The organism is Gordonia sp. DT219 (assembly GCF_049847065.1).
In the GTDB taxonomy this organism is placed as follows: Bacteria; Actinomycetota; Actinomycetes; order Mycobacteriales; family Mycobacteriaceae; genus Gordonia.
On record NZ_JBNCNR010000002.1, the window covers coordinates 110482 to 135917 of the forward strand.

Genomic DNA, 25436 nt, shown 5'->3' on the forward strand with positions numbered 1-25436 from the left:
GCCGGCGGCACCGCGCGCGCCCCTGTGCCAAACTCGTCCTCATGCCCGACCGCGTCGCCTCCCCGGCATCCGGACACCGCGTTCCGCTGCGCACCTCGCTGGCGTTGACCGCCGCAGCCACCGCACGCTGGGCGTCGCGCACCGCCGGACGCGGCAAGGGCTCGATGATCGGCGGCCTGATCGCGGAGAAGATCGACCCGCAGATCATGACGCGCCTGGCCGCGGGCAAACGCACTGCCCTGATCACCGGCACCAACGGCAAATCGACCACCACCCGCATGACCGCGGCGGCGCTCGCCGAGCTCGGCGAGGTCGCCACCCAGGCCGACGGCGCCAACATGGACGCCGGGATCATCGCCACCCTGAGCCTGCAACGCTCGGCACCGGTCTGCGCCCTTGAGGTCGACGAGCTGCACGTGCCGCACGTCAGCGACGCCACCGCCCCCGAGGTGCTGGTGCTGCTCAATCTCTCCCGCGATCAGCTCGACCGGGTCGGCGAGATCAACACGATCGAGCGTGCCCTGCGTGACGGCATCGCTCGGCACCCCGACACCATCGTCGTCGCCAACTGCGACGACGTGCTGGTCACCTCCGCGGCCTTCGACGCACCGAAGGTCGTCTGGGTGGCGGCCGGGTCGAGTTGGGTGGGCGACTCGGTGAGCTGCCCCCGCACCGGTGAACCGATCGTCCGCGGACCCGCAGACAGCGGTGGCGGCCCGGCGGTGCAGACCGGCATCGACTGGTATTCGTCGGGCGACCCGAGTTTCCGCCGGCCGACCCCGGACTGGTGGGTCGACGACGAGAACATCTACGGCCCTGATGGATTCGTCGCACCGATGACGCCGGCGGTCCCCGGACGCGCCAACCGGGGCAACGCCGCGCAGGCGGTGGCCGCGGCCGTGGCGATGGGCGCCGACCCAGCCAAGGCCGTGGCCGCGGTGCAGACGGTCGGCGAGGTCGCCGGACGCTACGGCATCCACCAGGTCGGCAGCCATTCGGTGCGCACCCTGCTGGCGAAGAACCCGGCGGGCTGGCAGGAGGCGCTGTCGATGATCGACCAGGATGCCGACGGCTTGGTGATCGCCGTCAACGGCCAGGTCCCCGACGGCGAGGACCTGTCCTGGCTGTGGGACGTGCGCTTCGAGGAATTCGAATCCATGCAGGTCGTCGCCGCCGGGGAACGCGCCGCGGACCTGTCGGTGCGCCTGCTCTACGCCGGCGCCGAGCACACCACCATCCCCGATCCGATGAAGGCCATCGCCTCGTGCCCGCCCGGCCGCGTCGAGGTGCTGGCCAACTACACCGCCTTCCGCGACCTCGGCGTCGCGATGGAACGCGTACGGGAGGAACGACGGTGAGCGAGTCGACGCTGCGCATCGGGCTGGTCCTGCCCGATGTGATGGGCACCTACGGCGACGGCGGCAACGCGCTGGTCCTGCGTCAGCGCGCCCGGATGCGCGGGATCGACGCGGAGATCGTGCAGATCACCCTCGATGACGAGGTACCCGACTCGCTCGACGTGTACACCCTCGGCGGCGCCGAGGACTACGCCCAGCGGCTGGCCACCCGGCACCTGTCCCGCTATCCGGGCCTGCAGCGCGCCGCCGCCGCGGGACGTCCGGTGTTGGCGATCTGCGCGGCGATCCAGGTGTTCGGACACTGGTACGAGACATCGGCGGGCGAACGGGTGGAAGGCATCTCGATGTTCGACCTCACCACCTCGCCGCAAGCGGCCCGCAGCATCGGCGAACTCGTCACCGACCCGGTCACCCCAGGTCTGTCCGCGCCACTGTCCGGTTTCGAAAACCACCGCGGCGCAACGACTCTGGGCCCGGACGCCGCACCATTGGGACGCGTCCGGCACGGTGTCGGCAATGGTGCGGGTGACGGCACCGAGGGCGTCGTGCAGGGATCGGTGATCGGCACCTACATGCACGGTCCGGCGCTCGCCCGCAACCCGGAACTCGCCGATCATCTGCTCGCCCAGGCGATGGGCACCGATTCGCTTGCACCCCTGGATCTTCCCGAGGTCGATCGGCTCCGCAAGCAGCGGCTCGCCGCAGCTCGACGCCAGTAGGACTTGTTAGACAGTATGAGGAGGTTTGAGGCCGAAGGCCTCGAGCTGCAAGTCGAACGTGGGTTGCCAGTACCACACTGGTAGAGCCACATTGCAGATTTTCAGGAGGCCTCCGGTGATTACTCAGGGTACAAGTGTTGGGCTGGATGTTCATGCGCGTTCGGTGGTTGCGCATGCGCGCGATGTGTCCAGCGGCGAGGTTCGCAGGGCGCGGCTGACGCCGGACTACCGGTCGATTGTCGACTGGTTGCTGGCGTTGACGGGTCCGGTCGAGGTCTGTTATGAAGCCGGCCCGACCGGCTTTGGTCTGTACCGGGCGATCGTTGCTGCGGGCATAGGGTGCACAGTCGCCGCTCCGTCGAAACTCCAACGGCCAGTCGGTGACCGAGTGAAGACCGACGCCAAGGATGCCGCGCACCTGGAGAAACTGTTGCGGATGGGTGAGTTGGTGGCGGTGACCGTGCCCGATGAGAGCACTGAAGCGGCCCGCGATCTGGTTCGTGCCCGTGACGACGCCCGCGGTGACCTGATGCGGGCCCGGCATCGTCTGTCGAAACTTCTGTTACGGCAGGGGATCGTCTACTTCGACGGCAGTGCCTGGACGGGCAAACACGAGCAGTGGTTACGCCGCCAACGCTTCGACAGCCCGGCCCTGCAGGCGACGTTCGACAACGACTTCGATGCCGTACTCACGGTAACCCGTCGGCGTGACAGCCTGGGTGAGAAGATCACCGAGATGGCCGCCGACTCGGCCTGGACCCCGGTGGTGACCCGCTTGCAGTGCCTACGGGGAATCTCCACGCTGACAGCCTTCGGGTTGGCGGTTGAAGTCGGTGACTGGTCCCGGTTCACCGGCGCGTCCATCGGCGCCTACACGGGTCTGGTGCCCTCGGAATACTCCTCCGGGCAATCACGCAGCCAGGGGCCGATCACCAAAGCCGGCAACGCGCATGTGCGCCGGCTACTCGTCGAGGCGGCCTGGCATCATCGGCGCACGTATCGCACTCCATCGGCGGCACTACGAGCCCGCTGGGACGTTGCCGGTCCCGTGGCCAAAGACCGCGGACACGCCGGAAACAAACGACTCCATCAGCGGTGGATGACCTTCGACGAACGTCGCAAACACGCGTGCGTCGCCAACATCGCCGTCGCCCGTGAACTCGCGGGATGGTGCTGGTCACTGGCCGTGCTTGACAACTAGCGCTCACAAGCGCCCGCACACTTGGTCACCCGTCACGAAACTGATGGTGAGCAGGGAACGAAACCACGAACTAGCTATGTGTAGCAACCGATTTCACAGAATCTGGTTGCGACGCACGTCCCTAGACCAGTCGGTAAGCGTTCCCGTGCCGAACACCGTTCAGCGGTACCCAACCCGCGTATATCAGTCCGACACAACCGTCGTGAGCAACGACCACCGCCAACCGCGACGGGTGACCATCCCCCTCCCGCCCCAATCACCACGCGCACAGGGCGGCAATCGCCATGGGACTTGACAGAATGTGCCTACATATCAGTTAGTTAGGCTTCTCCGCGGCTGTCGTGGTTGTCGTGCGGGGGAAGGATTCGTTGTTCATTCGCTCGTGGTGACAGTGGGTGGCCACCGTGCGTCTTCTGGTGAGGTGGGCGGTACAGCGTCGTCACGGGGCGCCCTCATGTATGCACTCCCCCCGATCGCGCTTTGAAAGCCGCGGAAGGTCCTTGTGCGCATTCTATGGCGCAGCACGCGTGCTATGAGGACGAACAGTCCGAGGGCGATCACTAGCCAGGATGTGGTGGTGCTCATGTCGCCAGCGCCGAATTCCCCGAAAGCCCAGCGTGCTTCTCGCCATCGGGGAAGGCGCATCTCGATGATTGTAGATCAGTCCAGATCCTTCTCAAAGACAGCCCCATTCTTGGAACACACGTCAATGAGTTTCTTGATGTTTTGTCCGGCAAGTTCCCACACTTTCTGACCTCGTTCACTCCACGTCCGTGGTAGGCTCTCAACCAAACCCATACCGATTAGCGCGCGGATGGTGAGGTCGTTTCTCGAATACGCATAATCGAAAGCTGAAAGTATTTCGGAAACACCTGCTGGATCAGTCTCAACGTTCCTATCGATCCAAGAGGCGGTATCTGCAAGGATCGTGTGAACTGGCGGGTCGAGGGCATTTTCTTCGAACTCTTGCTTTCGATCGAGGAATGCATCATGAATCGGCCTAAACCGGCGAGCCATTTCTTCGATAAATTCTAGCTGTTTGGCGTAATTGTCATTGTCTGTCATCGAGGCGCCCTCGGTCTGTTCGGCTTGATTCCCAGTTTCTCCGCTCTGTCGAGCAGGGAGTTGGCAACTTCACGGTCATTCTGAGAAAGCGTCTTATCGGAGCTACGAATCTTGTTTATGGAGTTGACCCGTTCTTGGAGCTTAAATTGCGTGAGTCTTGCCTCCAACCGTCTCCGACCAAATCCCTGGCAACTCCTCAGCGTTCGCCGGCTGTTATCTTCTTGGAATACTACAATTTCCTCCAGCCGTAATGAGAGAACATCGAGCGACACCAGGTGCTGACTATGTCTGCCGCAGAGCTCGTCAAGTCTCCTCGACAAAGACTCATCACCATTCATCACTCAACTACCGCGCATCTCGCCACGTTAAGGTAAGACATGATTCACGTATACGTGGGCCTCTCACTGTCAGGTCCGTCTGGTACCCGCGGTCGTCATCAACAGAGTTACCCGCGTTCCTAGGACAGATCAAAATGCGCGCGGGCTTCCGCCAAAGTCATGGAGTATGCACTGGCTTTGGCTTCTAACCGGGTTCTTACCAATACGCCCTGTTGACTGTAGAACTGTTCGTCCGTGGGATACAGTCCGAGGTTCGCAGCAAAACCCACGAGCATGTCCTCCGTGAAACGATCCTTCACCCTGCGCTTCTGGTACTCAGACACATCTTCGAAGGGCAGCGGTTCGCCTTGCTGCTCGAAGGACCAGCGGTTTCCGTCCTGGCCAACTCCCACTGAACGGGCGTAGTTCAACCACTCCGTGTCATGATCGGCGATCAGGAGAATGGAACGGCCCCCGTTGGGTTGCTTCGGTCTTGACACTTCCCGCTCCGGAACCATCATGAACAAGACCGCCTCGCACGGAAGTCGCCGAGCGAGACCACCGATCGATGCCTCGTCGGCGCCACTGAACCCTCCGGCGAAGTACGCCGTCCATTCGGTACTATGTGTGGGCACGAGAAGTTCAGGCGGAGTATATCCCCGGACAAGGGGTTCTACCTGAGTGAGCATGGCACCCAAACCGCCACCGACGGCAACGGACTCCACGTTCTGTCGTCCGTGGATTTCGACACGCCAGTCTTCAAGCGCAGCCGCTACCGTCGCAGTAGGCGCTTTGAAGAATCCGATCGTCCAGGTTATCGGGGCGAATCGTCCATCGAGCAAATAGTGTGTCATTGCGTCTCACCTCTCGTCACGTTGGCACCTTTCGTCATGGTCGTGGTCTCTCGGAAGTGGTCGAACGGCTACCGCTACGAAAAGCTCGTCTCGTGGTGACAGTGGGTGGCCACCGTGCGTCGTCTGGTGATGTGGGCGGTACAGCGTCGTCGCGGGCCGCCCTCATGTATGCACTCCCCCCGATCGCGCTTTGAAAGCCGCGGAAGGTCCTCGCGCGCATTCTATGGCACAGCACGCGTGCTATGAGGACGAACAGTCCCAGGGCGATCACTAGCTAAACGCGACAACAGTCTCAGAAAACAGCCCACTCGGAGGATATCGTCGCTCAGTCTTCGGTTACCCGCCTTCACTGTCCATGTAATCTCCGCGCAACCCTTCGAGGCCGTCAAACGGATCCAGCAAACACCATGCGCAACCTAGAATTAAGGCGAGTCGCCGTTGATCACGACCGCCGCCCTGATGAATGCCCAGGCCGCCAGAAAACAGCTCGAGCACAAAATCGTCAACCTGACCTCTCGTGAGAAACTCACTTAACAGCCGCAGGCGAGGCCACATTGCTTCCGCAATTATTTGAGCGACGTCGAGCTCGTCCGCCCTCGAACGAGGAAAACTGTCATCGGCAAAGTAGCTCACATAGTCGACAATGGTTGCAAATCGCCTGCCCAATATGAAGCCAAGAGCCTCAACCGCTCCGTCGTCATGTCTGAGTATCGACTCGGTTTCTTCGAGTACGTGATCGATAGCGCCCTTGCCTCGTATTGAGTCGGTAGCCAAGTTCACGCATGATAATGCTGCATCCCAACTCTCGGCCCTAGTCAAGATTCATTCTCCACTCTGATCGTTCACAACTTGCTGAACCAGGCCCTCAAGCTCTCCCCACAGTGCCTCGTCTTCAGCATTTGCCAATAGGAATAGTATTAAGACCGGAATTAGAATATCGTACTCCGGACGTCTACCTCCACCTCCGTCCACCGAAGGAGGCTGCACACCTTCTATCTTAAGGAGCTGGCATAACCGATCATATAGATAGTCGTTAGTACATCCGGTAATCTGCTTAACTCGCGGGTAGCAGACTCCGCAGATAGCCGCAATTTTGACCGCGGAGGGTGCGTTATTGAGATGAATGTGCATCACGCTTATTCCCATGGTGGCGGCTGCCACGAGCAGCTGGGGGCGATCGGCCCGGTCAGCGAATTCTGCGAGTCCCCGCTGTATTTTTTCGTAATCGCCTACTTGGAAAACGTCACACATAGCCCTGAGGAATCGGATAGCGTCTTGATCTGGCACATCCTTTAGCACTCCCGTCGCCATGACTCGCTAGCCTCCCAACATCTGTTTAATTCGCTGAATTATGATTGCAATTGCTACAATAGCAAACGCTATCGCTCCCTCAGGGGAGTGAGGTGGAAGTCCTGGCAACGAATTGCTAGGCATGTCCGGCGCCTTTCCCGTGAAGATCTTGTGTAGTGTATCGGAGATTTCGTCTGCTTCGCCCATCAAACGTTCGCCGCCTTGAGCCAACCGACCCGCCACGTTGTCGGGCCCAACTGGGTCTTCTTTCTCTGTACCCCCTGGCCTGATGTTGTCGGGATTCGGGCGTCCTCCCTGGGGAATCTGCCGATGCCGCCCGCCCGCCTGCGGGGATTCCGGATTCGTTGGGGATTCCACAGTGGGCGGTGTTTCGGGGTCAGCGCCGGTGGGCGCTCCTGGTGCCTGCGTCGCAGGCCCTGGTGAGGAAGACGTTGGTGGCGGAGGAACCTCGCGGTCGGGTTGTCCGGGTGTATCGGGTGGGTGGCTGTCGATGTGTAGTTGGTCCCATAGCCATTGCAGTGCGTGACGGAAGGCTTCGGCACCGTTGATGGCTTGGGACATCAGCCACGTCAGAATCACCATAGGCAGGTTCTTGAGCCACTGCATGATCGCAGCGATGAACTCGAAAAACGATTGCAACAACCCGGCCATGGTGTTCTGGATTTCTGCCCACCAGCCGAAAAAGCCGCCGCTGAAGATGCCGTCGTTGCCTTGGTTGGAGACGGTCCAGTCGATCGGCTGAACCTGATCAGTGCCATCCCCAGTGGTGCTGGTGGTGTCACCGCTTGAGCCGCCACCACCCGCACCACTAGCGCCACCGCTCGATGTCGAGCCGCCACCGCCACCCGATTCGCTGCCGGTGCCTGCTGTCCCACTGCCGCCTTGGCTGTCGGTCCCATCGCCGGTACTTTCTTCCGGCGCGGTGGGTGCTGGAGTGAAAGTGTTCGACGGCGCGTCAGGTGTCGGTGCTGGCGCGGGGGCGGGCGTACCCGATCCTCCACCGACACAGTCACCGGGTTCACATCCCGAGTCGCCGCCGGTAGCGCCACCACTACCGCTGCCTGATCCGTGCTGCGAGCCGTCGTTACCGCCGTCTTGCAGGCCATCCTGGCCACCAGCAGAGAACCCCGGGTCACCACCCGCATTGGACGCCGCGCCCGACGAGAATCCCGGATCGCCACCCCAGCTACCGCTCGGAGACGCCTTCATCCCCGAATCACTCTTCAACGACGACACCGCCGACTGTCCCGACCCAGCACCACCGCCCGACCCGGCGTCGGTGACAGCCGGATCTCCGATAAGCGGATACAGCGCGTTCGGCGCGGGTTCGACGTGCTGGACCAGGTCACCGTTCTCATCGACGGTGTACCAGGTCTTCTGTGGCCGCCCGGCAGCATCAAACGCCCATGGTTTCGCGATCTGGCTGACTGGTTTGCCGGTGGCGTCGTAGATGGTGGCTGACCCGTCCGGGTTCACCCCGATATGTCCACCCGGTGGGACGTCTTCATGGAACACATAGCTTTTCGGGCTGCTCGGGTCATTGATCAGCACCAGTTGCGACGGACGCACCGTGGCCCGCTCTGATCCGCCACGCCGCAACAACGACGAACTCCGCAGCCCACCAGCGGCCGCTGCGCGCCGTACCCGCGGATTCGCGGCCGCGAACGCCGCCGCACCCGCCACCACCCACGCCGCCAGCGGGATCTCCGGCTGCTTCGACCCTGAATCCAGAGCATGGGGCGGGGTGCCGGGTTCAGGGTTCGCAGTGACCGCGCCCGGTATCGTGGTCACCGCAGGAGCAGCGGTAGAAGGTACCACCGGAATCTGCCCGGTGTTGTCGCCTGGTGGTACCGGTTGCGGCGCGGTCGGCCGGACACCGCCAGTGTTCGGGTTGGTCGGCGCGGAGCCGTCGCCACCACCTGCTGCTGGTGGTTGTGGAGCAGCCTGTCCGGGCACAGTCACGATTGGTGTGCCGTTCCCTTCGCCCGGGCCCGGCCCGATGTTGCTACCGACCTGCGGACCACCGGACCCCGCGCCATTCGCACCGGTCGTAGGTGCCGGGGTGTTCGTCGTCGGCTGGAACGTATTCGTAGGAACCGAAATGCACGGCCAGTTCGACCCATACTGGGCGCGCATCTGATCACACAACGCATCCGCGTGCGCCGGAGCTGGTTCACTACCAATCGTGGCCACCGTGACCCCACCACCGATCGTCAACACAGCAGCAGCCAGCAAGCCGGCGCCGAGACGGCGACGCGGCAGCCGGTGACGCCCCCGACGAGACTTTGACATCACCGACTCTCCGGCCGGTTCCGGGCGACGTTGATGGCCACTGCCAGTCATTTGGCCTTGCCCCACATCAGGGCACCGAGGATCGCTTCCGCACCCGCCCAGAACCAGCGTCCGGCGATCGACATCACCAGAAAGAACACCAGGAACACCGGTATCACACCCCAGCGGTCCGACCACTGGCCAATACTCATCAGGTTCGCCGCCGCCAGCACCAACAACACACACCCGACGAGGAACAAGACCACCTTCAGCACCGGCACCCCACCGCCACCTGCTGCGTTGTCAGGTTCGGCATCGATCCCAGCGAGGGAGCGGCCCGCAGTGTCGGACGCGGTAGGGAGTTCGGTGGTGACGGCATCGGCGTCGAGGCGATGCGCGCCACCCGGGGCGGACGAAGCAGGAGCAGTCATGGGAGCCACGATCCTTCACGAAACAAATCTGGACGCTTGTAGTTGACGGGACGTCGTCGAACGCACCGACCGATCACACGTGGCGACCGGCCAGGCCAAATAGGTCAGAGATAGTGGGGTTCGCCGTACACGTTGATCGTGTTGTCGTTCAACGCCGTTGACACACTCACGGTCACATACGCGCGCAGGGCGACCGGTCCCAGACAGCCGTCGACCTTCACATGCACCCCGTCAACGGTGATGCCGGCTTTCCCGATCTGCATCTTCTTGCCACCGAACGGAATATCGGCGATCGTGCCCGGCCGCAGAGTGGTGGAGATGTTCGGGGTGACCGTCGCACCGATCACCACCGCCGGCGGGTACGAAATATTCATCTGCGCCGACGGCCCACCCGACACCCCGACCGTGGCACCCGAAGTCACATCAGTGTTGCAACCGATCTGAAACCCGGCCGCCACCGTCCCGGACTGCACCGGAATCGATCCGGTCCCCGCGATGACACCCTCGCCCTTCAATGACAGGAATCCCTCACGCGTCCAACTTGATTGATTGAGTGGCGGCACACCACGCACCTGCTCCTGCGACTTGATCGCCGTCACGCGCCACCCGTCATCGGTGACCTTCGAGACCTGCCGATCGGCAAAAGTACTCGGCGATGCCTCGGACAAGCCGGCACCGGCTACCGAAGCTGCGACTGCGAGCACCAGTCCAACGCCGCCGGCCGCCGCTCGTATCGCTGGCCGCCGCGCCGCGCGCGGACTGTCCCACATCCTCATGTGCTCTCCCCTTAATCTCAATCCAGAATCCGACCTGGTTGCCTCTGACAACGATCCAATATCGCTGCTACTGCATGTCTACTTTGCTGTACCAATCCACAGAACGGGGTGTTCGGCAAGCTGACCGGTGGCCGATGATTTACCGTCGCAGGGGGCGGCTGGTCAGTGCGGCGGCTTCGACAGGTGGCGCGTCACAGAATCCCATGAAATGGGGACACCGCGAGAGGGTGGATGTCTGGCTGGGCCAGACATGTTCGGAGCGAGCGAGCTCACACTGCGGACCGCTTCGCGGCATGTTGTGGTTTGTCCTGTCGGCCTTCCGATTGTGACTGGCGGTGAGGTTCCCCCCGAACAAGCGGACACACTCAGCTTGATCGTGACTTGTTCGCGCTGCGATCTCGAAGTCGATGGGCGAGAACATCTCGATCGAGCTGTACCTCCTGTCATGATTGCAGAAACGGATGTGTTTGCTAGTGCTGCATGCAGATTCGCGTATCTGGTGTAGGCGTGACCGCTTGTATATCTCGTGCTTGACCGTCGACCACCGAGTACTGGCCGGTCACGCACGCTGAGGTTGACCCCGCCTTTGACGAATCCGGTGTCATCGACCACTCAGGCGTCCGGTCTGGTCAGCTCACATGCTCTGCGTGACAGCGTCTTACGCACTTCGGCGCCATCCACGGCGAGTACGTGACGAGCTCGCGCAACCGCCGATGATCCACCCCGAGCCCACGCAACTCTGCCGCTATCATCCGCACACTATGGCACCAATTCACGCGGAAACTGCTGCGCCGCTCCACCGTTCACCGAGTCAACAAAAGTACGCCCCAACGTCACCCGTCAATTGTGCGGTCGCGCGCGGGTAGTCCGGCGTGCCGGCCCGCCTCGACGAGGACCGTACGCAGCATCGCCGGCGTCAGGCGGCCGGTGAAGGTGTTGTGCTGGCTGACGTGATAGCTGGCGAACACGGTCAGTTCGGCACCGTCGGCACGACGGATGGCGGTCCGTGCGCCATGGCCGAATTTGGGTCGGGGACGGCCGATCTCCCAGCCCACCTCGGCAAAGGTCCGCAGCCCCACCTGCCAGCCGAAGCCACCGAGTACCACCACCGACCGCAGTGTCGGCTCGAGCAGGTCGAGTTCGGCACGCAGCCAGTGCGCGCACCGATCCCGCTCGGCGGTCGTCGGTTTGTTCTGCGGCGGCGCGCAATGCACCGGCGAGGTCATCCGCACGCCGAACAATTCCATACCGTCGTCTGCCGAGGACACCGTGGGTTGCGACGCGAGCCCGACGTCGTAGAGCGCGCGGAACAGGACGTCACCGCTCTGGTCGCCGGTGAACATGCGGCCGGTCCGGTTGGCGCCGTGCGCGGCCGGTGCCAATCCCAGGATGAGCATCCGTGAATCGGCGGGACCGAATCCCGGTACCGGCCTGCCCCAGTACTCCCAGTCCATGAATGCGGCGCGCTTCTCCCGCGCCACCTTCTCCCGCCAGGCGACCAGCCGCGGGCATGCGCGGCAGTCGATCAGGTCGGCGTCGAGCTCCGCGATGTCCCGATAGCCGACGCGGCCCCGGCGCCGTCGGGACGGGGAACCTCCACTGCCGGAGGTCAATCCAGCACCCGGCAACGTTCGCGGGTGCGGTCGACGGCAAACCAGCCACGCTCGAACTGCTGCCATTGCTGCAGCAGCGAGCGGGAGTGTTCGCCGTCGCGTGCCACGGCCCGCTCGAGCCGTTCCTCGGCACTCGCACCGTCGAGCCACAGGGCGTGACCCAGGCGGCCGGCGATGCTCCGGCGCGCCGAGGACACTCCCTCGATCACCAGCAGCGGCTCCCACCGCACCCACACACGATCGCCGACCTCGGGGATGCCGTCCACCCACACCCGCGGCCGATACCGGTAGTCATGCCGCCGCGAAAAGGCCTGCAGCACATCACTTTCCAATTCCGGCCACCACGCAACCGGATTGTCCCAGGTCGCGAAGTCATCGGTGCGTACCAGCACGACGCCGGTGCCCCGCGCCCGCAGCCGGGCGACGAGGGCATCGGCGACCGTCGATTTCCCCGCACCGGACGGGCCGTCGACGGCCACGATCCCCGAGACCATCTCGGCTGCGAGTGCGTCGAGACGTGCCTCGAGTTCCGGACCGAGCGCGGCGTCGCCGGCCGGTGCGGTCTGGCGAGATGCGATGGTGGCCGGCATTCGCGTCAGGCCAGCACCCGGCGCCCCGACAGGGCGCGGCCCAGGGTGAGTTCGTCGGCGAATTCCAGGTCGCCGCCCATCGGCAGTCCCGAGGCCAGCCGGGTCACCGAGAGTCCCGGGAAGTCCTTGAGCATCCGCAGCAGGTACGTGGCGGTGGCCTCGCCCTCGGTGTTCGGGTCGGTGGCCACGATGATCTCGGTGACGTCGTTGCCGTCCTCGGTGTTGGCCAGGCGGCGCAGCAGTTCGCGGATACGCAACTGGTCGGGCCCGATCCCCGACAACGGATCCAGCGCCCCGCCGAGTACGTGATAGCGGCCCTGGAACTCCTTGGTGCGCTCGATGGCGTGGACGTCCTTGGGTTCTTCGACCACACAGATCTTGGTCGCGTCGCGGCGGGCGTCCGAGCAGATCCGGCAAAGTCGGTTGGCCGAGACGTTGCCGCATTCGGCGCAGAAGGTGACGTTGTCGCGCACCTGGGCGAGGGCGGCGATCAGCCGGTCGATCTCCTTCTTCTCCCCGGCCAGCAGCGCGAACGCGATGCGCTGCGCACCCTTCGGGCCGAGCCCGGGCTGTTTGGCGAGCTCGTCGATCAGATCCTGGATCGGGCCTTCATACACGGTGGTGCCGTACCTCAGCCCAGGCCGGGCAGGCCGCCGCCGAGGCCGCCGGCGAGCGGTCCCATCTTCTCGCCGGCGAGGTCCTCGCGCTTGCGGGAGAGATCGGCGAGCGCACCGAGCAGCAGATCCTGCAGTGTCTCGATGTCGTCGGGGTCGACGACGGTGGGATCGATGGTCACCGCGGTCACCTCACCGGTGCCGTTACCGGTGATGGTCACCAGGCCGTTGCCCGCGGTACCGGTCACCTCGGTCGCCGCGATCTCGTTCTGCGCCTCGAGCAGCTTGGCCTGCATCTGCTGTGCCTGCTGCAGTAGCCCGGCCATCGGGTTGTCACCGCCGGCACCGCCGCCGAACAGCGCGCTGGGGTCGAAAGGTTCATTCACGACGCCCAGGGTAGTCGGCGAAGCCGACGGTGCGCGGGTGCCGGGCCGGGCGGGTCAGCGCAGCAGGCGCTCGACGTGCGCGACGATGTCCTCGACGGTGTCGTCACCGACCGGGGTGATCTCGAAGGACAGTTCGCTGTCGCCGAAGAGCCGGCCCGCGCGATGGGTGAGGGCGAATTCGAGGCGATTGGGCTCGACGCGCCGCCACTGCTGGATCGCGCCGTAGATCGGGGCGCCGGCGCCGGTGGAGATGCAGTACCCGTCGTCGGGCCGGTCGCTGCCGACGAGCTCACGCTGGATCTGGAAACAGGCCATCGATTCGTCGTCGATGAACACCACGGCCTCGCATCCGAGGTCGGGGTGGCGTTCATAGGAGGCGCGGATCGTCACCACATCAAGGGTAGTGGTCGAGTATCGATCGTCGTGATTCGAATCGGCGGTTCCGGCCGGTCAGCGGATCGGTGAAGGACAGCGCATGTGCGACCAGCCGCAGCGGCTCGGAAAAGTCGCCGTCCTCGGGTTTCTGCGCGAGATCGGCACGAACGTCGGGGTAGAGCGGATCGCCGACGATCGGCACCCCGAGCAACGCCATGTGCAGTCGCAACTGATGGGTGCGGCCGGTATGCGGGACGAGCCGGTACACCGACCCGGCGTCGCGGGGCTCGAGCTCGGTGACCTCGCTGATCGCGTTGACCGGTCCGTCGACGACGCGGGCACGCAGATCACCGGCCGTCTTCTCGATCCGGTTGCCGACGGTGCGGGTCCCCGCGAAATCGGCCCGCGGCGCGAGCGCCCGGTACTCCTTGACGACGCGGCGCTGCGCGAACAGTTCCTGGTAGGCCGAGCGCACCTCCGGCCGGAGCGTGAACAGCAGCACGCCTGCGGTGAGGCGGTCGAGGCGATGCGCGGGCGCGACCAGGTCGGTGCCCAGGCTGCGGCGCAACCGCACGAGCGCGGTCTGACAGACGTGCGCCCCGCGCGGCATCGTGGCCAGGAAGTGCGGCTTGTCGACGACCACGATGTGCTCGTCGCGGTAGAGGACCGGCAGGTCGAACGGGATCGGCACCTCGTCGGGCAGATCCCGATACAGATACACCGACGTGTTGGGCTGCGCCGGCTGCTCCAGCGTCACCGGCCGGCCGGCGGCGTCGACGATCTCGCCGCGCTGCGCACGCCGGGCGAGTGCCTCGTCGCTCAGAGAGCTCAGTGCGGGACTTGCCCGCAGGCACGCGCCGACGGTCATCTCGGGTCCGGCCCGCAGCACCACGCGGGTGGCGTCGACGCCGTCGCGAGGCGGCAGCGGGGAGGGCCGGGCGCGTCCGCGACGCCGCGGCCGCGCATCCGGGTTCATCACCGCCGTCCCGCGAAGCGCGGCTACTTCTCCAGCCGGGACTTGAGGTTGGCCAGCACCGCGGCCTGGATGCGGGCGAGACCCTTGGGTGCGAAGGTCTTCTCGAAGAAGCCACCGATGCCGCTGGCGTTGCTGTTCCAGGTGGTCGTGGTGGTGACCTGGGAGCCAGTGCCGCTCGGCGTGACCTTGTAGGTGGTGACCATCGACGAGTTCTCGTCGTGCTCGGTGATCACGTCGGGGGTGACGCTGATGGTGGCCTTCACGTCACGCTGCCGCTTGGACGTCGCCTGCAGAATCCATGCCACGACGGTTCCGTCACCGTTGCCACCGCTGATGACCCGGTAGTCGCGATACTGTTCGGGCAGGATCGCCGGGCGGGTTTCGGTGTAGTCGGCGAGCGCGCCGATCACCGCATCCGGCGTCGCGGCGATCTCGGTGGTCTGGCTGGCAGAAATCTGACCCACTGGCCGGGCTCCTTCGTGAGGGTACTGATTGGCGGGTATGAGGCTCACGTCCTAGGCTAGCCAAGTGAGCTCGGCACAGAGGGAGATGGGGGCAGCGGCATTCGATGAGGGTGTGGCGACCCTCCTGGCAAGTTACCGCGCCATTCCACCGCAGGCGACCGTACGGCTCGCGAAGAAGACCTCCAACCTCTTTCGGGCCCGCGCAAAGAATCCCTATCCCGGGCTCGACGTCTCCGGGCTCGACCGGGTGATCAGCGTCGACGCCGCGGCCAAGACCGCCGACGTCGCCGGGATGTGCACCTACGAGAACCTCGTCGCCGCGACCCTGCCGTATGGGTTGGCGCCCAAGGTGGTTCCGCAGCTCAAGACGATCACCCTCGGTGGCGCGGTCACCGGCCTGGGCATCGAGAGCACCTCTTTTCGCAACGGCTTGCCGCACGAGTCCGTCCTCGAGATCGACATCCTCACCGGCGACGGCGAGATCATCACCGCGACCCCCACCAACGACTACGCCGACCTGTTCTACGGATTTCCCAATTCCTATGGGACACTCGGATATTCGGTGCGTTTGCGGATCGAGCTGGAAAAGGTCGAACCGTACGTCGCGCTGCGCCATGTGCGTTTCACGGATCTGGCTGCGCTACAGGAGGCGATGGCCACCATCGTCACCGAGCAGACCTACGACGGTGAGCGCGTCGACTATCTGGACGGCACCGTGTTCACTGCCGACGAGGCATATCTGACGCTGGGCCGCCAGACCGGCGAGGCCGGTCCGGTCAGCGATTACACCGGGATGGACATCTTCTACCGGTCCATCCAGCACGAGCCGGCCGCTTCACCCAAGCGGGATCGGCTGACCATCCACGACTATCTGTGGCGCTGGGACACCGACTGGTTCTGGTGCTCACGGGCATTCGGCGCCCAGGACCCCCGTATCCGCCGGTTATGGCCCAAGCGCCTGCTGCGCAGCAGTTTCTACTGGAAGTTGATCGGCTACGACCGTCGCTTCGACATCGCCGACCGCCTCAACAAGCGCAAGGGCCTGCCGGCCAACGAGCGCGTCGTGCAGGACATCGAGGTCCCGATCGAGCACACCACCGGCTACCTGGAGTGGTTTCTGGATAACGTGCCGATCGAGCCGATCTGGCTGTGCCCGTTGCGTCTTCGTGAGTCGATCGGTGGGTCGGCGCCGGATGCCGACCCGTTGCGCCCCTGGCCGCTCTACCCACTTGCGCCCGAGAAGACCTACGTCAACGTCGGCTTCTGGTCGGCGGTACCGGTGACGCCCGGCGATCCCGGACACACCAACAAATTGATCGAACGCAAGGTGGCCGAGCTCGGGGGCCACAAGTCGCTGTATTCGGAATCCTTCTACGGCCCCGAGGAATTCGATGAACTTTACGGGGGCGAGCACTATCGTCTGCTCAAGAAGCGGTACGACCCCCGGGGCCGGCTGCTCGATCTCTATGCGAAAGCGGTGAAACGGCAATGACGACGTTCAAAGACACTGCACCGTCGAAAAGCGGCGCACAGCAGGGCAAGATGACGCTCGCCCAGATCTTCGAATCGATCGTGGGTGGCAATCTCAACATCCGGATCACTGCTTATGACGGCAGTGCCGCCGGCCCGGAGGACGCCGAGTTCGGCCTCAACCTGGTGACTCCCCGCGGTACCACCTACCTGGTGACCGCTCCCGGCGATCTGGGCCTGGCCCGCGCCTACGTCTCCGGCGATCTGGAACTGGTCGGCGCGCACCCGGGCGACCCGTACGGCGCACTGCAGGCGCTCGCGGCCGACCTCGAGTTCAAGCGGCCGTCGCCGCTGGTGCTGGCGCAGGTGGCCCGGTCGCTGGGCATCGAGCACTTCAAGCCGATCGCCCCGCCCCCGCAGGAGGCGTTGCCGCGGTGGCGCCGGTTCGCCGAGGGCCTGCGGCACAGCAAGTCCCGCGACGCCGAGGTGATCCATCACCACTACGACGTGTCGAACACCTTCTACGAGTGGGTACTCGGACCGTCGATGACCTACACCTGTGCGGTGTACCCCGAGCTCGAGGCCTCGCTGGAGACCGCGCAGGAGAATAAATACCGACTGATCTTCGACAAGCTGCGCCTGCAGCCCGGCGATCGTCTCCTCGACATCGGTTGCGGCTGGGGCGGAATGGTGCGGTATGCGGCCCGACGCGGCGTGCACGTGCTCGGGGTGACGTTGTCGGCCGAGCAGGCATCGTGGGCGCAGCAGGCGATCGTCGACGAGGGACTCGGCGAGTTCGCCGAGGTGCGCTTCAGCGATTACCGCGACGTCACCGAGAGCAACTTCGACGCGGTGTCCTCGATCGGACTCACCGAGCACATCGGGGTCCACAACTACCCGGCGTACTTCTCGTTCATGCGCGACAAGCTGCGCGTCGGCGGAATGTTGTTGAACCACTGCATCACCCGGCCCGACAACGCCAAGAGCTCGCGTGCCGGCTCGTTCATCGACCGCTACGTGTTCCCGGACGGCGAGCTGACCGGTTCAGGCAAGATCATCTCGAAGGTGCAGGACATCGGCGGCGTCGAGGTGCTGCACGAAGAGGACTTCCGCTACCACTACGCAATGACGCTGCGTGACTGGAACCGCAACCTCGTCGAGCATTGGGACGAAGCGGTCGAAGAGGTCGGCGAAGGCACCGCCCGGCTGTGGGGCCTCTACATGGCCGGGTGCCGAATCGGCTTCGAACGCAACATCGTTCAGCTGCACCACGTACTCGGCGTCAAGCTCGACGACGAGGGCCGTCACGAGCTGCCGCTGCGTCCGTGGTGGGACGCGTAGGGCTCGAGAACTTCTCCGTCGCCGCCCCGCTACTCGAGCGGTCGGGCGCCCAGTTCGGTCTGCAACAGATCCAGCGCCAGTTTGTCCGGGTCGAGCCGGGCGTCGGGGATCGCGTTGTGCGCGTCGGCGACCATCTCCGCCCGCTCGTCATCCGGGATCTCCTCATCCGATCGCGGCGGCTCCGGCTCGGGTTCCGGCTCCGGCTCGGGAGCCGGCGCAGGTGAGTCACCTCCGGCGGGCTCGCCCGACCGTGCCCGACTCGGCCGTGAGAAGGTCTGCCGCTTCGCTGCGGTGGGTGGTGGGGCAGCTGCGGTTTCCGGACTCGGCGCGGCCGCGTCGCGGTGAACCGTTCGCACGTCGAGGTCGACGCCGAACACTTCTTGCAGCGCCTCGCGAATGGTCGAAACCGCGTGGGGCGCAGACAATCTGCCCACCAACACCTCGATGGGGTGCGCCAGTACCACGGTCGTGCCGTCGAGATCGGCGACGACGGCCGCCGACAGCATCGGCTCCAGGCTCTTCGAGCGCGTCCGAACCGCGCTCCGTACCTCCTGGAACCGCTTACGCAGTGCGTCCACGTCGATGCCGGGTTGCGCGGGCGGGGCCGGTTCGGGAGTCGGCGCCGAACGCGGGGCGACCGGAGCCGCCTCGTCCGGCGGCACGTCGTACTCGTCGAATGGCTCGTCGGGCAACGGAATGTCGTCGTCGACAACGACTTCCGCGACCGGCTCGGCGGCGGGTTGTGGCACCGGCACTGCCGCAGGCTTCGCTACCGGTGCGGCAACAGGATTCGCGACCGGTGCGGCAACAGGTTTCGCGACCGGTTCTGGCGCCGGCTCCGGGCGCGGTCGGGCCGGTGGTTGCGGCGACGTCGGATCACCGCCGCCGCGCAATCCCGGCGCACTCGGCCGAGCGTGCGTTTGTTCGACGTTCCGCTCCCCGGCTGTCTCTCGTTCTGGGGCAACGCGTTCCGCCTCAGCCGGAACCGCATTCGTCGATGCGGGCTGCTGGACGGCCTCCTCTGGCGTTGCCGCGCGTTGCGAGGGGCGTACGTACTTCGGTGGCGGCTCGTCGGCCGGCAGCGCAGGCGGCGGGGCCGACGGCCCGGCCGCGGACGCGACCGCCACCGGTATCGCCGGCCTGGCGACGGCGACGCCGGATTCGATCCGTTCGAGCCGCTGGAGCAGTGCGGCGTCGTCGGCGGAGGTGGTGGGCAGCAGCATTCGCGCGCACATCACCTCGAGCAGCAGTCGCGGTGAGGTCGTGCCGCGCATCTCGCCGAGTGCGTTGTGCACGATCTCGGCGAAGCGCGTCAGACCGCCGGGCCCGAGGCGCTCGATCTGCGCCTGCATGCGGGTCAGTTGGTCACCGGGCGCCTCGACCAACCCGCGGTCGGCGGCGTCCGGAACGGCTTGCAGCAGAATGAGATCGCGGAGTCGTTCGAGCAGGTCGATCGCGAAGCGGCGCGGGTCGTGCCCGGCGTCGACGACCTTTTCGACCACCGAGAACAGTGCCGCACCGTCCGCGGCCGCGAGGGCGTCGACGGCGTCGTCGATCAGCGCGATGTCGGTGACGCCGAGCAGGGCCAGCGCACGCTCGTAGGTGACGCCCTCGGTACCGGCACCGGCCAGCAGTTGATCGAGGATCGACAGCGAGTCGCGCGGAGAACCACCCCCAGCGCGGATCACCAGCGGGTATACGTCGGGTGCGACCTGGACGTTCTCCTTGGCGCAGATGTCCTCGAGGAGGCCACGCATCACCGGCGGGGCCAGCAACCGGAACGGGTAGTGATGGGTGCGCGACCGGATGGTCGGCAGTACCTTTTCCGGTTCGGTGGTGGCGAAGACGAAGATGAGGTGCTCCGGCGGCTCCTCGACGATCTTGAGCAACGCGTTGAAACCCGCGTTGGTGACCATGTGCGCCTCGTCGACGATGAACACGCGGTAGCGCGACTCGGACGGGGCGTAGAAGGCGCGGTCGCGTAGTTCCCGGGTGTCGTCGACGCCGCCGTGGCTGGCCGCGTCGAGCTCGATGACGTCGAGGTTGCCCGGTCCGCCCGGCGCGAGCGCGACACACGACGAACATTCACCGCACGGCGTCGAGGTGGGCCCCTGCACGCAGTTGAGCGAGCGCGCCAGGATGCGCGCCGACGACGTCTTCCCGCAGCCACGCGGCCCCGAGAACAGATAGGCGTGATTGATCCGATTGCCGTCGAGTGCCCGGCTCAAGGGCTCGGTGACATGCTCCTGGCCGACGACTTGGGCGAATGTCGCAGGACGATAGGTGCGATACAGGGCCACGGGACGAGACTACCGGCGGTGACCGACAGTCCGGGCCGCTCCCCCACAGGCCGAGCCGAGAACCTGAATAAAGGTCTGCAGTAGACCTGTATCAGGGCCTATTGTGAAACGATGAAGACCATCTCCATCAGCGCGGCAAAGAGCTCCTTGAACGAACTCGTAGACGATGCGGCAACGACACACGAGCACGTGACCATCACCCGGAACGGTTCCCCCGCCGCAGTCCTGGTCTCCTCGGAGGAGTGGGAGTCGCTGCAGGAGACGCTGCATTGGCTCTCGCAGTCCGAAACCGCCACTGCCGTGGCCGAAGCGCGGGCCGACCTCGACGCCGGACGGACACTGTCCGCTGACGCCCTGCGTGCTCGGTACGGACGTCGGTGACCTACGAGGTAGCGGTGTCGGTTCGTGCCGAGCGGGACCTCGCCGGCATCTCACCGCGATTCGCGGCCGCCGTCGTCGCATTCATCCTCGGTCCGTTGGTGGAGAACCCACGGCGGGTCGGCAAACCACTCACGCGTGAACTCGAGGGATTGCACAGCGCCAGGCGCGGGGACTATCGCGTCCTCTACGAGATCCGCGAAGATCCCGCGCAGGTGCTGATCGTCCGCGTGGATCATCGCTCTCGGATCTACCGCAGCAGGTAGCCACACACTGTGGACCGAGTGAGCGGCATCAATGCGGCGGAGCCTCAACAGAATCCGAGACGGCCTCCTCGGGTGCGGACAAGGTCGCTCGGCGAGACCGCACTACCGGAAGTCCGAGCACCACCAGTGTGGCCACCGTCGTCCCCGCGAAGATCGCGTTGTACGGGTAGACGAGGAACCACTGCGCCCACGCCGGTCCGGTCTGGGATTTGAAGAACAATCCGGTGAAGTAGGCGTCGGGGACGGTGCGGTTGACGAACCACATGGGATAGGCGAAATGCGTGCGCCAGGCGAATGCGACGAGCATCAGCGCGACGAGTCCGGCGCCGGCGACGACGCGACGCAGCACCGACAGGTCGGCGCGCAGCATCAGATCCACGCAGATCACCACCAACGGCACGAACCACACCCAGTGGTGGCCCCACGACATCGGCGAGATCGCACATGAGGTCATGCCGACGATCGACACCGCGAGCAGCTCGTGGCCGCGGCGATGTGCCAGCACCGCCGAGCCCATCCCCAATCCGAGCGCGATGAGTACCAGCACGAGCCAGACCGCCGTGTTGGGGCTGTCGGTGTGCATGAGGTTGGCGATCATCCCGCGCAGCGACTGATTGCCCAGCGTCTGCGGCGCGCCGACGCGATTGGAGTCGAAGATCTTGTCGGTCCAGTACGCCCACGATTCGCGCGGCAGGAAGGCGAATCCGACGACGGCGGTGAGCACGAAGCCACCGACGACCCCGGCCAGGGTCCGCCACCGGCGCAGCAGGGCGAGATACAGCACGAACAGCAGCGGGGTCAGTTTGATCCCGGCCGCGATGCCGGTACCGACTCCCTTGAGCCGGGAGCGCTCGTCACGGAGCAGGTCGGCGAGGATCAGCAGCAGCAGGAACACGTTGATCTGCCCGTACCAGATGGTGGTGCGCACCGGCTCGAGCAGCATCACGACGGCCACCAGCGCGATCGCCAGGCAGCGCAGCGGCCAACTCGCCCGGCGGCCCAATGCGCGGAAGCTGAGCATGATCACCAGATAGAGGGCGATGATGATGCCCACGCTCCACACGATCCGTGCGGCCTCGAACGACATCCACGCGAACGGCATCAGCACCAGGACCGACACCGGTGCGTAGGTGTAGTCCATCTGTCCGAGCAGCTTCGCGTCGTAGAGACTGCCGCCGTCCCACACCGTCAGCGCGCCACCGCGATAGACGTCGAGGTCGAGCTGATAGTCGAACAGTCCCCAGAACGGGGTGCGCAACGGCATGATCAGGTGCTGGCACCACAACGCCAGCGCGCCGATCACGAGTGCACCGACACAGAGCGCAAGCGCTCGGGCGCGGCCGCCCCTCACGGGCAGCGGTCCGACACACCCATCCCGACGAGTCCGTCAGGCGCCGTGTGCGGAGAGCAACGTCTCCGTCGCGGCGAGCAGCACACAGGTGGCGACACCGTCCATGGCGACCCGCAACTCGTCGGTGCTCGGGAAGGTCGGTGCCAGACGGATGTTGCGGTCGTGCGGATCGTTCTTGTACGGGAAGGTCGAGCCGGCGGCGGTCAACGCGATGCCGGCGTCCTTGGCGAGGGCGATGGTGCGGGCGGCCGCGCCGTCGGGCACATCGAGACTGATGAAGTAGCCGCCCTCCGGTTCCGACCACGAGGCGACCTTCGACTCGGCGAGCCGGTCCTCGAGGATGTCGAGCACCAGCCGGAACTTGGGTGCGAGGATCTCACGGTGCCGGGCCATGTGCGCGTGCACGCCGGCCGCGTCGCCGAAGAACTTCGCGTGCCGCAGCTGGTTCACCTTGTCCGGCCCGATGGTCGCCAAACCGATGTTGCGGGTGAACCATTCGAGGTTGGCGGGCGAGGTGGCGAAGAATGCGACGCCGGCCCCGGCGAAGGTGATCTTCGACGTCGACCCGAGCACGTACACGCGGTTGGGGTTTCCGGCCTGCGCGGCCATGTCGAGCACCGGCAGCGGTGTCGGCGGCGCATCGACCAGGGTGTGGACGGCGTAGGCGTTGTCCCAGTAGATCCGGAAGTCCGGCGCCGCCGGCATGGACAGCAGGCCGCGGGTGACCTCCTCGGAGAACGTCACGCCGGTCGGGTTGGAGTAGGTCGGTACCGCCCACATGCCCTTGATCGACGGGTCGGCCGCGGTCAGCGCGGCGCACGCCTCGACGTCGGGGCCGTCGGGATTCGTCGGGACCGGCACCATCTCGATGCCATAGTGCTCGGTGATCGCGAAATGCCGGTCGTAGCCGGGTACCGGGCAGAGGAACTTGATCGGACCCGACGACCACGGTTGCGCGGAATCGACAGTTCCGCTCAGCAGACCGAAGGTCGTCAGGTGGTGCATGATCTCGAGGCTGGAGTTGCCGTAGGCGATCAGATTCGCCGGGTCGACGGCGAGGATCTCACCGAAGATCGCCCGCAGCTCCGGCAATCCGGCGACACCGCCGTAGTTGCGGGTGTCGGTGCCGTCGGCCGCCCGGTACTCGTCGCCCGGCAGTGACAGCAATCCGTTGGAGAGGTCGAGCTGTTCCGGGGACGGCTTGCCGCGGGTCAGATCGAGCTTCAGGCCGGCACCCCGGAGTACCTCGTAGAGCTTTCGGAGGTCCTCCGCGGTGGCGCGGAGTTCGTCGGCACTCTTAGAGTGGAAGTTCAACGGGGGACCTCTCGCGTAGCCGACGCAGAGGCGGTACGCGCCGGCGATAGTGATCGGGGTGGATCCATTTTGGGGACCCCGCGCACCCGAGAGAGCCCGTTGACCCTTGCTGCCTTCCGGCCCTGGGGGAGTTCACAGGATGCACGCCGCGCGGGATCCGTCGTCAAGTGTAGCGAGCAGTCCGCACCCGACCACAATCGGTCGGCGCAATGGCCGGTGACCTGTGGATACGCTCACTCACGGTTCTCGTCGGCGCACCGCATCACCGGGCGGGTGGATGGTCCGCGCGGGCTCCCGCGTCGACCTCTTGGGTCTCGATGTCTGCCGCCTCGATGTCTGTGGTCTCGTGCGCGTCGTGGGCTCGCCGCCGGCTGCCGATCGAGAGCACCAGTTGCAGGAACACCGCCACCAGCGCGCCGACCGCCACCTGCGACGACGCGACCTGCGTGACCACCGAGTTCCAGTGGAGCGACTCGGTCATCGCCGGGATGCCGAGCGCCGCGGCCACGGCGCATGCGGGGATCACCCCGTCACCGCTGAACGCCGAGCGCGCCCCGTGCGAGATCACGCCGATCGCGGCCGCGACGAGTACACCGCCGACGACCGGTGACGGGGTGGCGGTCAGCAGGGCGGCCACCTTCGGCGAGAAACCGAGAATCAGGAAACCTACTGCGGCGCAACGGATCACGTTGAGCTTGGCGACGCCGGTCACGGAGATGACGCCGAGGTTCTGCGCGTAGGCCGTCGCCCCGAAGCCACCCAGCCCCGCCGACAGCGCCGTCCCGACCGACTCGGCCATCACCCCGACCGACAGCCGGCGCGACGTCAGGCGGACGCCGATCGCGGCCGCGGTGGCCTCGTAGATCCCGATCGCCTCGACCACGGCGACGAAGAACACGATGCACATGGTGATGGTGATCCCGAGGTCGAAGTGCAGCGATCCGTAGGGCAGCAGATGCGGGAACCCGACCCAGGCGGCGTCGCGCAGCGCGCTGAAGTCGACGAGCCCGAATGCGGCGGCGACGGCGTCACCGACGACCAACGCGATCAGGAAGGCGCCCGCACGGAGCTGCCGGACGAGCACGCAAACGCCCACGAGCGCCACCGTGAGGACTCCGGTGATCACCGCGGAAGCGCTGCCGAATGCGGGACTTCCGGCTCCGCCGAACAACTCCTGGAAGCCGAATGCGGTGAGCGAGAGTCCGACGAGCAGGATGATCGTGCCGGTGACCGCGGGCGTCAGGTAGCGCCGGACCCGACCGAGCAGGCCCGTCGCGGCCGTGACGAAGACGAGCGCGGCCGCGATGAGCAGGCCCAGTGACGCGGCCGGCAGGCTCCCGGCCTTGGCATAGCCGATGGCCAAGGGCGAGAACGCCGACGACGGTCCTTCGACGACGGGCAGCCGGATGAGTCGGGTGGTCTGGGCCAGCGTGACGAGGCCGGCCACGATGAACGTCGCCGACACCAGGTTCGCGCCGAGACCCAGAGACAGGCCACCGACCGAGGCGATGAAGATCGGGTCGAGCCACACGTTGGAGACAAGAAGTTGCTGCAGACCGAGGAGCAGGGTCCGCTGCGGTGACAGCCGCGGCGCGTCTGCGCTGCCGGGCTCGGTGTTGCCGGCCTCGGTGTTGCTGGACTCGGTACTGCCCGCTTCGGCGGCGGGTGCGTGCGATGGGCGAATGGTGAACATAC

25 protein-coding genes and 1 other RNA gene are annotated in these 25436 nt (G+C 65.6%); 7 read left to right on the forward strand and 19 right to left on the reverse strand.

Going from position 1 to position 25436, the window contains the following annotated elements:
* The first annotated feature begins 41 nt into the window (after window positions 1-41).
* From ACPXB3_RS03870 to ACPXB3_RS03880, 3 genes are all read left to right on the forward strand, one after another.
* Window positions 42-1358: a MurT ligase domain-containing protein gene (locus ACPXB3_RS03870; protein WP_425726525.1), complete on the forward strand. Its 1317-nt coding sequence runs from the start codon at window positions 42-44 to the stop codon at window positions 1356-1358.
* On the forward strand, window positions 1355-2077 hold the full coding sequence (locus ACPXB3_RS03875; protein WP_425726527.1) for a type 1 glutamine amidotransferase: 723 nt from the start codon (window positions 1355-1357) through the stop codon (window positions 2075-2077). Before ACPXB3_RS03870 ends, ACPXB3_RS03875 begins: the two co-directional genes overlap by 4 nt.
* A 115-nt stretch (window positions 2078-2192) precedes the next feature.
* Entirely contained in the window at window positions 2193-3278 is a 1086-nt protein-coding gene (locus ACPXB3_RS03880) for an IS110 family transposase (protein ID WP_425726529.1), read from the forward strand.
* A 660-nt stretch (window positions 3279-3938) separates the two neighbouring features.
* On the opposite strand, the gene ACPXB3_RS03885 is transcribed toward ACPXB3_RS03880, so the two are convergent.
* From ACPXB3_RS03885 to ACPXB3_RS03950, 14 genes are all read right to left on the reverse strand, one after another.
* Window positions 3939-4343: a hypothetical protein gene (locus tag ACPXB3_RS03885; RefSeq protein ID WP_425726531.1), complete on the reverse strand. Its 405-nt coding sequence runs from the start codon at window positions 4341-4343 to the stop codon at window positions 3939-3941.
* Between the two features lie 457 nt (window positions 4344-4800).
* A complete protein-coding gene (locus ACPXB3_RS03890; protein ID WP_425726533.1) occupies window positions 4801-5514 on the reverse strand; it encodes a hypothetical protein in 714 nt (237 codons plus the stop codon).
* A gap of 336 nt (window positions 5515-5850) precedes the next feature.
* Window positions 5851-6294 carry a hypothetical protein gene (locus ACPXB3_RS03895; RefSeq protein WP_425706978.1) on the reverse strand — a complete coding sequence of 148 codons (444 nt, stop codon included), beginning with the start codon at window positions 6292-6294 and terminating at the stop codon, window positions 5851-5853.
* A 42-nt stretch (window positions 6295-6336) separates the two neighbouring features.
* Window positions 6337-6825, reverse strand: a complete 489-nt coding sequence (locus tag ACPXB3_RS03900; RefSeq protein ID WP_425706979.1) for a hypothetical protein — start codon at window positions 6823-6825, stop codon at window positions 6337-6339.
* A 6-nt stretch (window positions 6826-6831) separates the two neighbouring features.
* Window positions 6832-8616, reverse strand: a complete 1785-nt coding sequence (locus ACPXB3_RS03905; protein ID WP_425726535.1) for a hypothetical protein — start codon at window positions 8614-8616, stop codon at window positions 6832-6834.
* Window positions 8617-9164: 548 nt separating this feature from the next.
* Window positions 9165-9527 carry a hypothetical protein gene (locus ACPXB3_RS03910; RefSeq protein WP_425706981.1) on the reverse strand — a complete coding sequence of 121 codons (363 nt, stop codon included), beginning with the start codon at window positions 9525-9527 and terminating at the stop codon, window positions 9165-9167.
* Between the two features lie 104 nt (window positions 9528-9631).
* Window positions 9632-10195 (reverse strand): MspA family porin, encoded by a 564-nt coding sequence (locus ACPXB3_RS03915; RefSeq protein WP_425726537.1) that lies wholly within the window; start codon window positions 10193-10195, stop codon window positions 9632-9634.
* A gap of 941 nt (window positions 10196-11136) precedes the next feature.
* Entirely contained in the window at window positions 11137-11916 is a 780-nt protein-coding gene (locus tag ACPXB3_RS03920; RefSeq protein ID WP_425706982.1) for a uracil-DNA glycosylase, read from the reverse strand.
* Window positions 11913-12506, reverse strand: a complete 594-nt coding sequence (locus ACPXB3_RS03925; protein ID WP_425726539.1) for a hypothetical protein — start codon at window positions 12504-12506, stop codon at window positions 11913-11915. The genes ACPXB3_RS03920 and ACPXB3_RS03925 overlap by 4 nt, the downstream gene beginning before the upstream one ends.
* 5 nt (window positions 12507-12511) lie before the next feature.
* The gene (gene recR, locus ACPXB3_RS03930) at window positions 12512-13123 is read right to left on the reverse strand and encodes a recombination mediator RecR (RefSeq protein WP_425706983.1); all 612 of its coding nucleotides are present in this window, start codon (window positions 13121-13123) and stop codon (window positions 12512-12514) included.
* A gap of 14 nt (window positions 13124-13137) precedes the next feature.
* The gene (locus ACPXB3_RS03935) at window positions 13138-13506 is read right to left on the reverse strand and encodes a YbaB/EbfC family nucleoid-associated protein (protein WP_425706984.1); all 369 of its coding nucleotides are present in this window, start codon (window positions 13504-13506) and stop codon (window positions 13138-13140) included.
* A 54-nt stretch (window positions 13507-13560) separates the two neighbouring features.
* Entirely contained in the window at window positions 13561-13896 is a 336-nt protein-coding gene (locus ACPXB3_RS03940; RefSeq protein ID WP_425726541.1) for a hypothetical protein, read from the reverse strand.
* A 4-nt stretch (window positions 13897-13900) separates the two neighbouring features.
* Entirely contained in the window at window positions 13901-14857 is a 957-nt protein-coding gene (locus ACPXB3_RS03945) for a pseudouridine synthase (RefSeq protein ID WP_425726543.1), read from the reverse strand.
* 23 nt (window positions 14858-14880) lie between these two features.
* Window positions 14881-15321 (reverse strand): SRPBCC family protein, encoded by a 441-nt coding sequence (locus ACPXB3_RS03950; RefSeq protein ID WP_425706986.1) that lies wholly within the window; start codon window positions 15319-15321, stop codon window positions 14881-14883.
* An 85-nt stretch (window positions 15322-15406) separates the two neighbouring features.
* Here ACPXB3_RS03950 and ACPXB3_RS03955 point away from each other — a divergent pair, with 85 nt between their 5' ends.
* Both ACPXB3_RS03955 and ACPXB3_RS03960 read left to right on the forward strand, forming a co-directional pair.
* Window positions 15407-16813 carry an FAD-binding protein gene (locus ACPXB3_RS03955; protein ID WP_425726898.1) on the forward strand — a complete coding sequence of 469 codons (1407 nt, stop codon included), beginning with the start codon at window positions 15407-15409 and terminating at the stop codon, window positions 16811-16813.
* Entirely contained in the window at window positions 16810-18132 is a 1323-nt protein-coding gene (locus ACPXB3_RS03960; protein WP_425726545.1) for a class I SAM-dependent methyltransferase, read from the forward strand. The genes ACPXB3_RS03955 and ACPXB3_RS03960 overlap by 4 nt, the downstream gene beginning before the upstream one ends.
* A gap of 29 nt (window positions 18133-18161) precedes the next feature.
* Here ACPXB3_RS03960 and ACPXB3_RS03965 read toward each other — a convergent pair whose 3' ends face one another.
* Window positions 18162-20432 carry a DNA polymerase III subunit gamma and tau gene (locus ACPXB3_RS03965; protein WP_425726547.1) on the reverse strand — a complete coding sequence of 757 codons (2271 nt, stop codon included), beginning with the start codon at window positions 20430-20432 and terminating at the stop codon, window positions 18162-18164.
* A 111-nt stretch (window positions 20433-20543) separates the two neighbouring features.
* Here ACPXB3_RS03965 and ACPXB3_RS03970 point away from each other — a divergent pair, with 111 nt between their 5' ends.
* Both ACPXB3_RS03970 and ACPXB3_RS03975 read left to right on the forward strand, forming a co-directional pair.
* On the forward strand, window positions 20544-20813 hold the full coding sequence (locus ACPXB3_RS03970; protein WP_425706989.1) for a type II toxin-antitoxin system Phd/YefM family antitoxin: 270 nt from the start codon (window positions 20544-20546) through the stop codon (window positions 20811-20813).
* Window positions 20810-21076, forward strand: a complete 267-nt coding sequence (locus ACPXB3_RS03975) for a type II toxin-antitoxin system RelE family toxin (protein WP_425726549.1) — start codon at window positions 20810-20812, stop codon at window positions 21074-21076. Before ACPXB3_RS03970 ends, ACPXB3_RS03975 begins: the two co-directional genes overlap by 4 nt.
* A 28-nt stretch (window positions 21077-21104) precedes the next feature.
* Here ACPXB3_RS03975 and ACPXB3_RS03980 read toward each other — a convergent pair whose 3' ends face one another.
* The 4 genes from ACPXB3_RS03980 to ACPXB3_RS03995 form a co-directional block, all read right to left on the reverse strand.
* The gene (locus tag ACPXB3_RS03980; protein WP_425726900.1) at window positions 21105-22340 is read right to left on the reverse strand and encodes a glycosyltransferase 87 family protein; all 1236 of its coding nucleotides are present in this window, start codon (window positions 22338-22340) and stop codon (window positions 21105-21107) included.
* A 123-nt stretch (window positions 22341-22463) separates the two neighbouring features.
* Window positions 22464-23741, reverse strand: coding sequence for an aminotransferase class I/II-fold pyridoxal phosphate-dependent enzyme (locus ACPXB3_RS03985; RefSeq protein ID WP_425726551.1), 1278 nt, complete (start codon window positions 23739-23741; stop codon window positions 22464-22466).
* A gap of 67 nt (window positions 23742-23808) precedes the next feature.
* Window positions 23809-23903, reverse strand: an RNA gene (ffs, locus tag ACPXB3_RS03990) — signal recognition particle sRNA small type.
* Window positions 23904-24003: 100 nt separating this feature from the next.
* Window positions 24004-25434, reverse strand: a complete 1431-nt coding sequence (locus ACPXB3_RS03995) for a solute carrier family 23 protein (protein WP_425706992.1) — start codon at window positions 25432-25434, stop codon at window positions 24004-24006.
* Window positions 25435-25436 lie beyond the last annotated feature (2 nt).

Bases quoted from the DNA above. Each gene is read 5' to 3' on its own strand.
- ACPXB3_RS03870 (WP_425726525.1), top strand. From the start codon at position 42: ATGCCCGACCGCGTCGCCTCCCCGGCATCCGGACACCGCGTTCCGCTG.
- ACPXB3_RS03885 (WP_425726531.1), bottom strand. From the start codon at position 4,343: ATGACAGACAATGACAATTACGCCAAACAGCTAGAATTTATCGAAGAA.
- ACPXB3_RS03890 (WP_425726533.1), bottom strand. From the start codon at position 5,514: ATGACACACTATTTGCTCGATGGACGATTCGCCCCGATAACCTGGACG.
- ACPXB3_RS03900 (WP_425706979.1), bottom strand. From the start codon at position 6,825: ATGGCGACGGGAGTGCTAAAGGATGTGCCAGATCAAGACGCTATCCGA.
- ACPXB3_RS03910 (WP_425706981.1), bottom strand. From the start codon at position 9,527: ATGACTGCTCCTGCTTCGTCCGCCCCGGGTGGCGCGCATCGCCTCGAC.
- ACPXB3_RS03925 (WP_425726539.1), bottom strand. From the start codon at position 12,506: ATGCCGGCCACCATCGCATCTCGCCAGACCGCACCGGCCGGCGACGCC.
- ACPXB3_RS03945 (WP_425726543.1), bottom strand. From the start codon at position 14,857: ATGAACCCGGATGCGCGGCCGCGGCGTCGCGGACGCGCCCGGCCCTCC.
- ACPXB3_RS03955 (WP_425726898.1), top strand. From the start codon at position 15,407: ATGGGGGCAGCGGCATTCGATGAGGGTGTGGCGACCCTCCTGGCAAGT.
- ACPXB3_RS03960 (WP_425726545.1), top strand. From the start codon at position 16,810: ATGACGACGTTCAAAGACACTGCACCGTCGAAAAGCGGCGCACAGCAG.
- ACPXB3_RS03970 (WP_425706989.1), top strand. From the start codon at position 20,544: ATGAAGACCATCTCCATCAGCGCGGCAAAGAGCTCCTTGAACGAACTC.
- ACPXB3_RS03980 (WP_425726900.1), bottom strand. From the start codon at position 22,340: ATGCCGTTGCGCACCCCGTTCTGGGGACTGTTCGACTATCAGCTCGAC.
- ACPXB3_RS03995 (WP_425706992.1), bottom strand. From the start codon at position 25,434: ATGTTCACCATTCGCCCATCGCACGCACCCGCCGCCGAAGCGGGCAGT.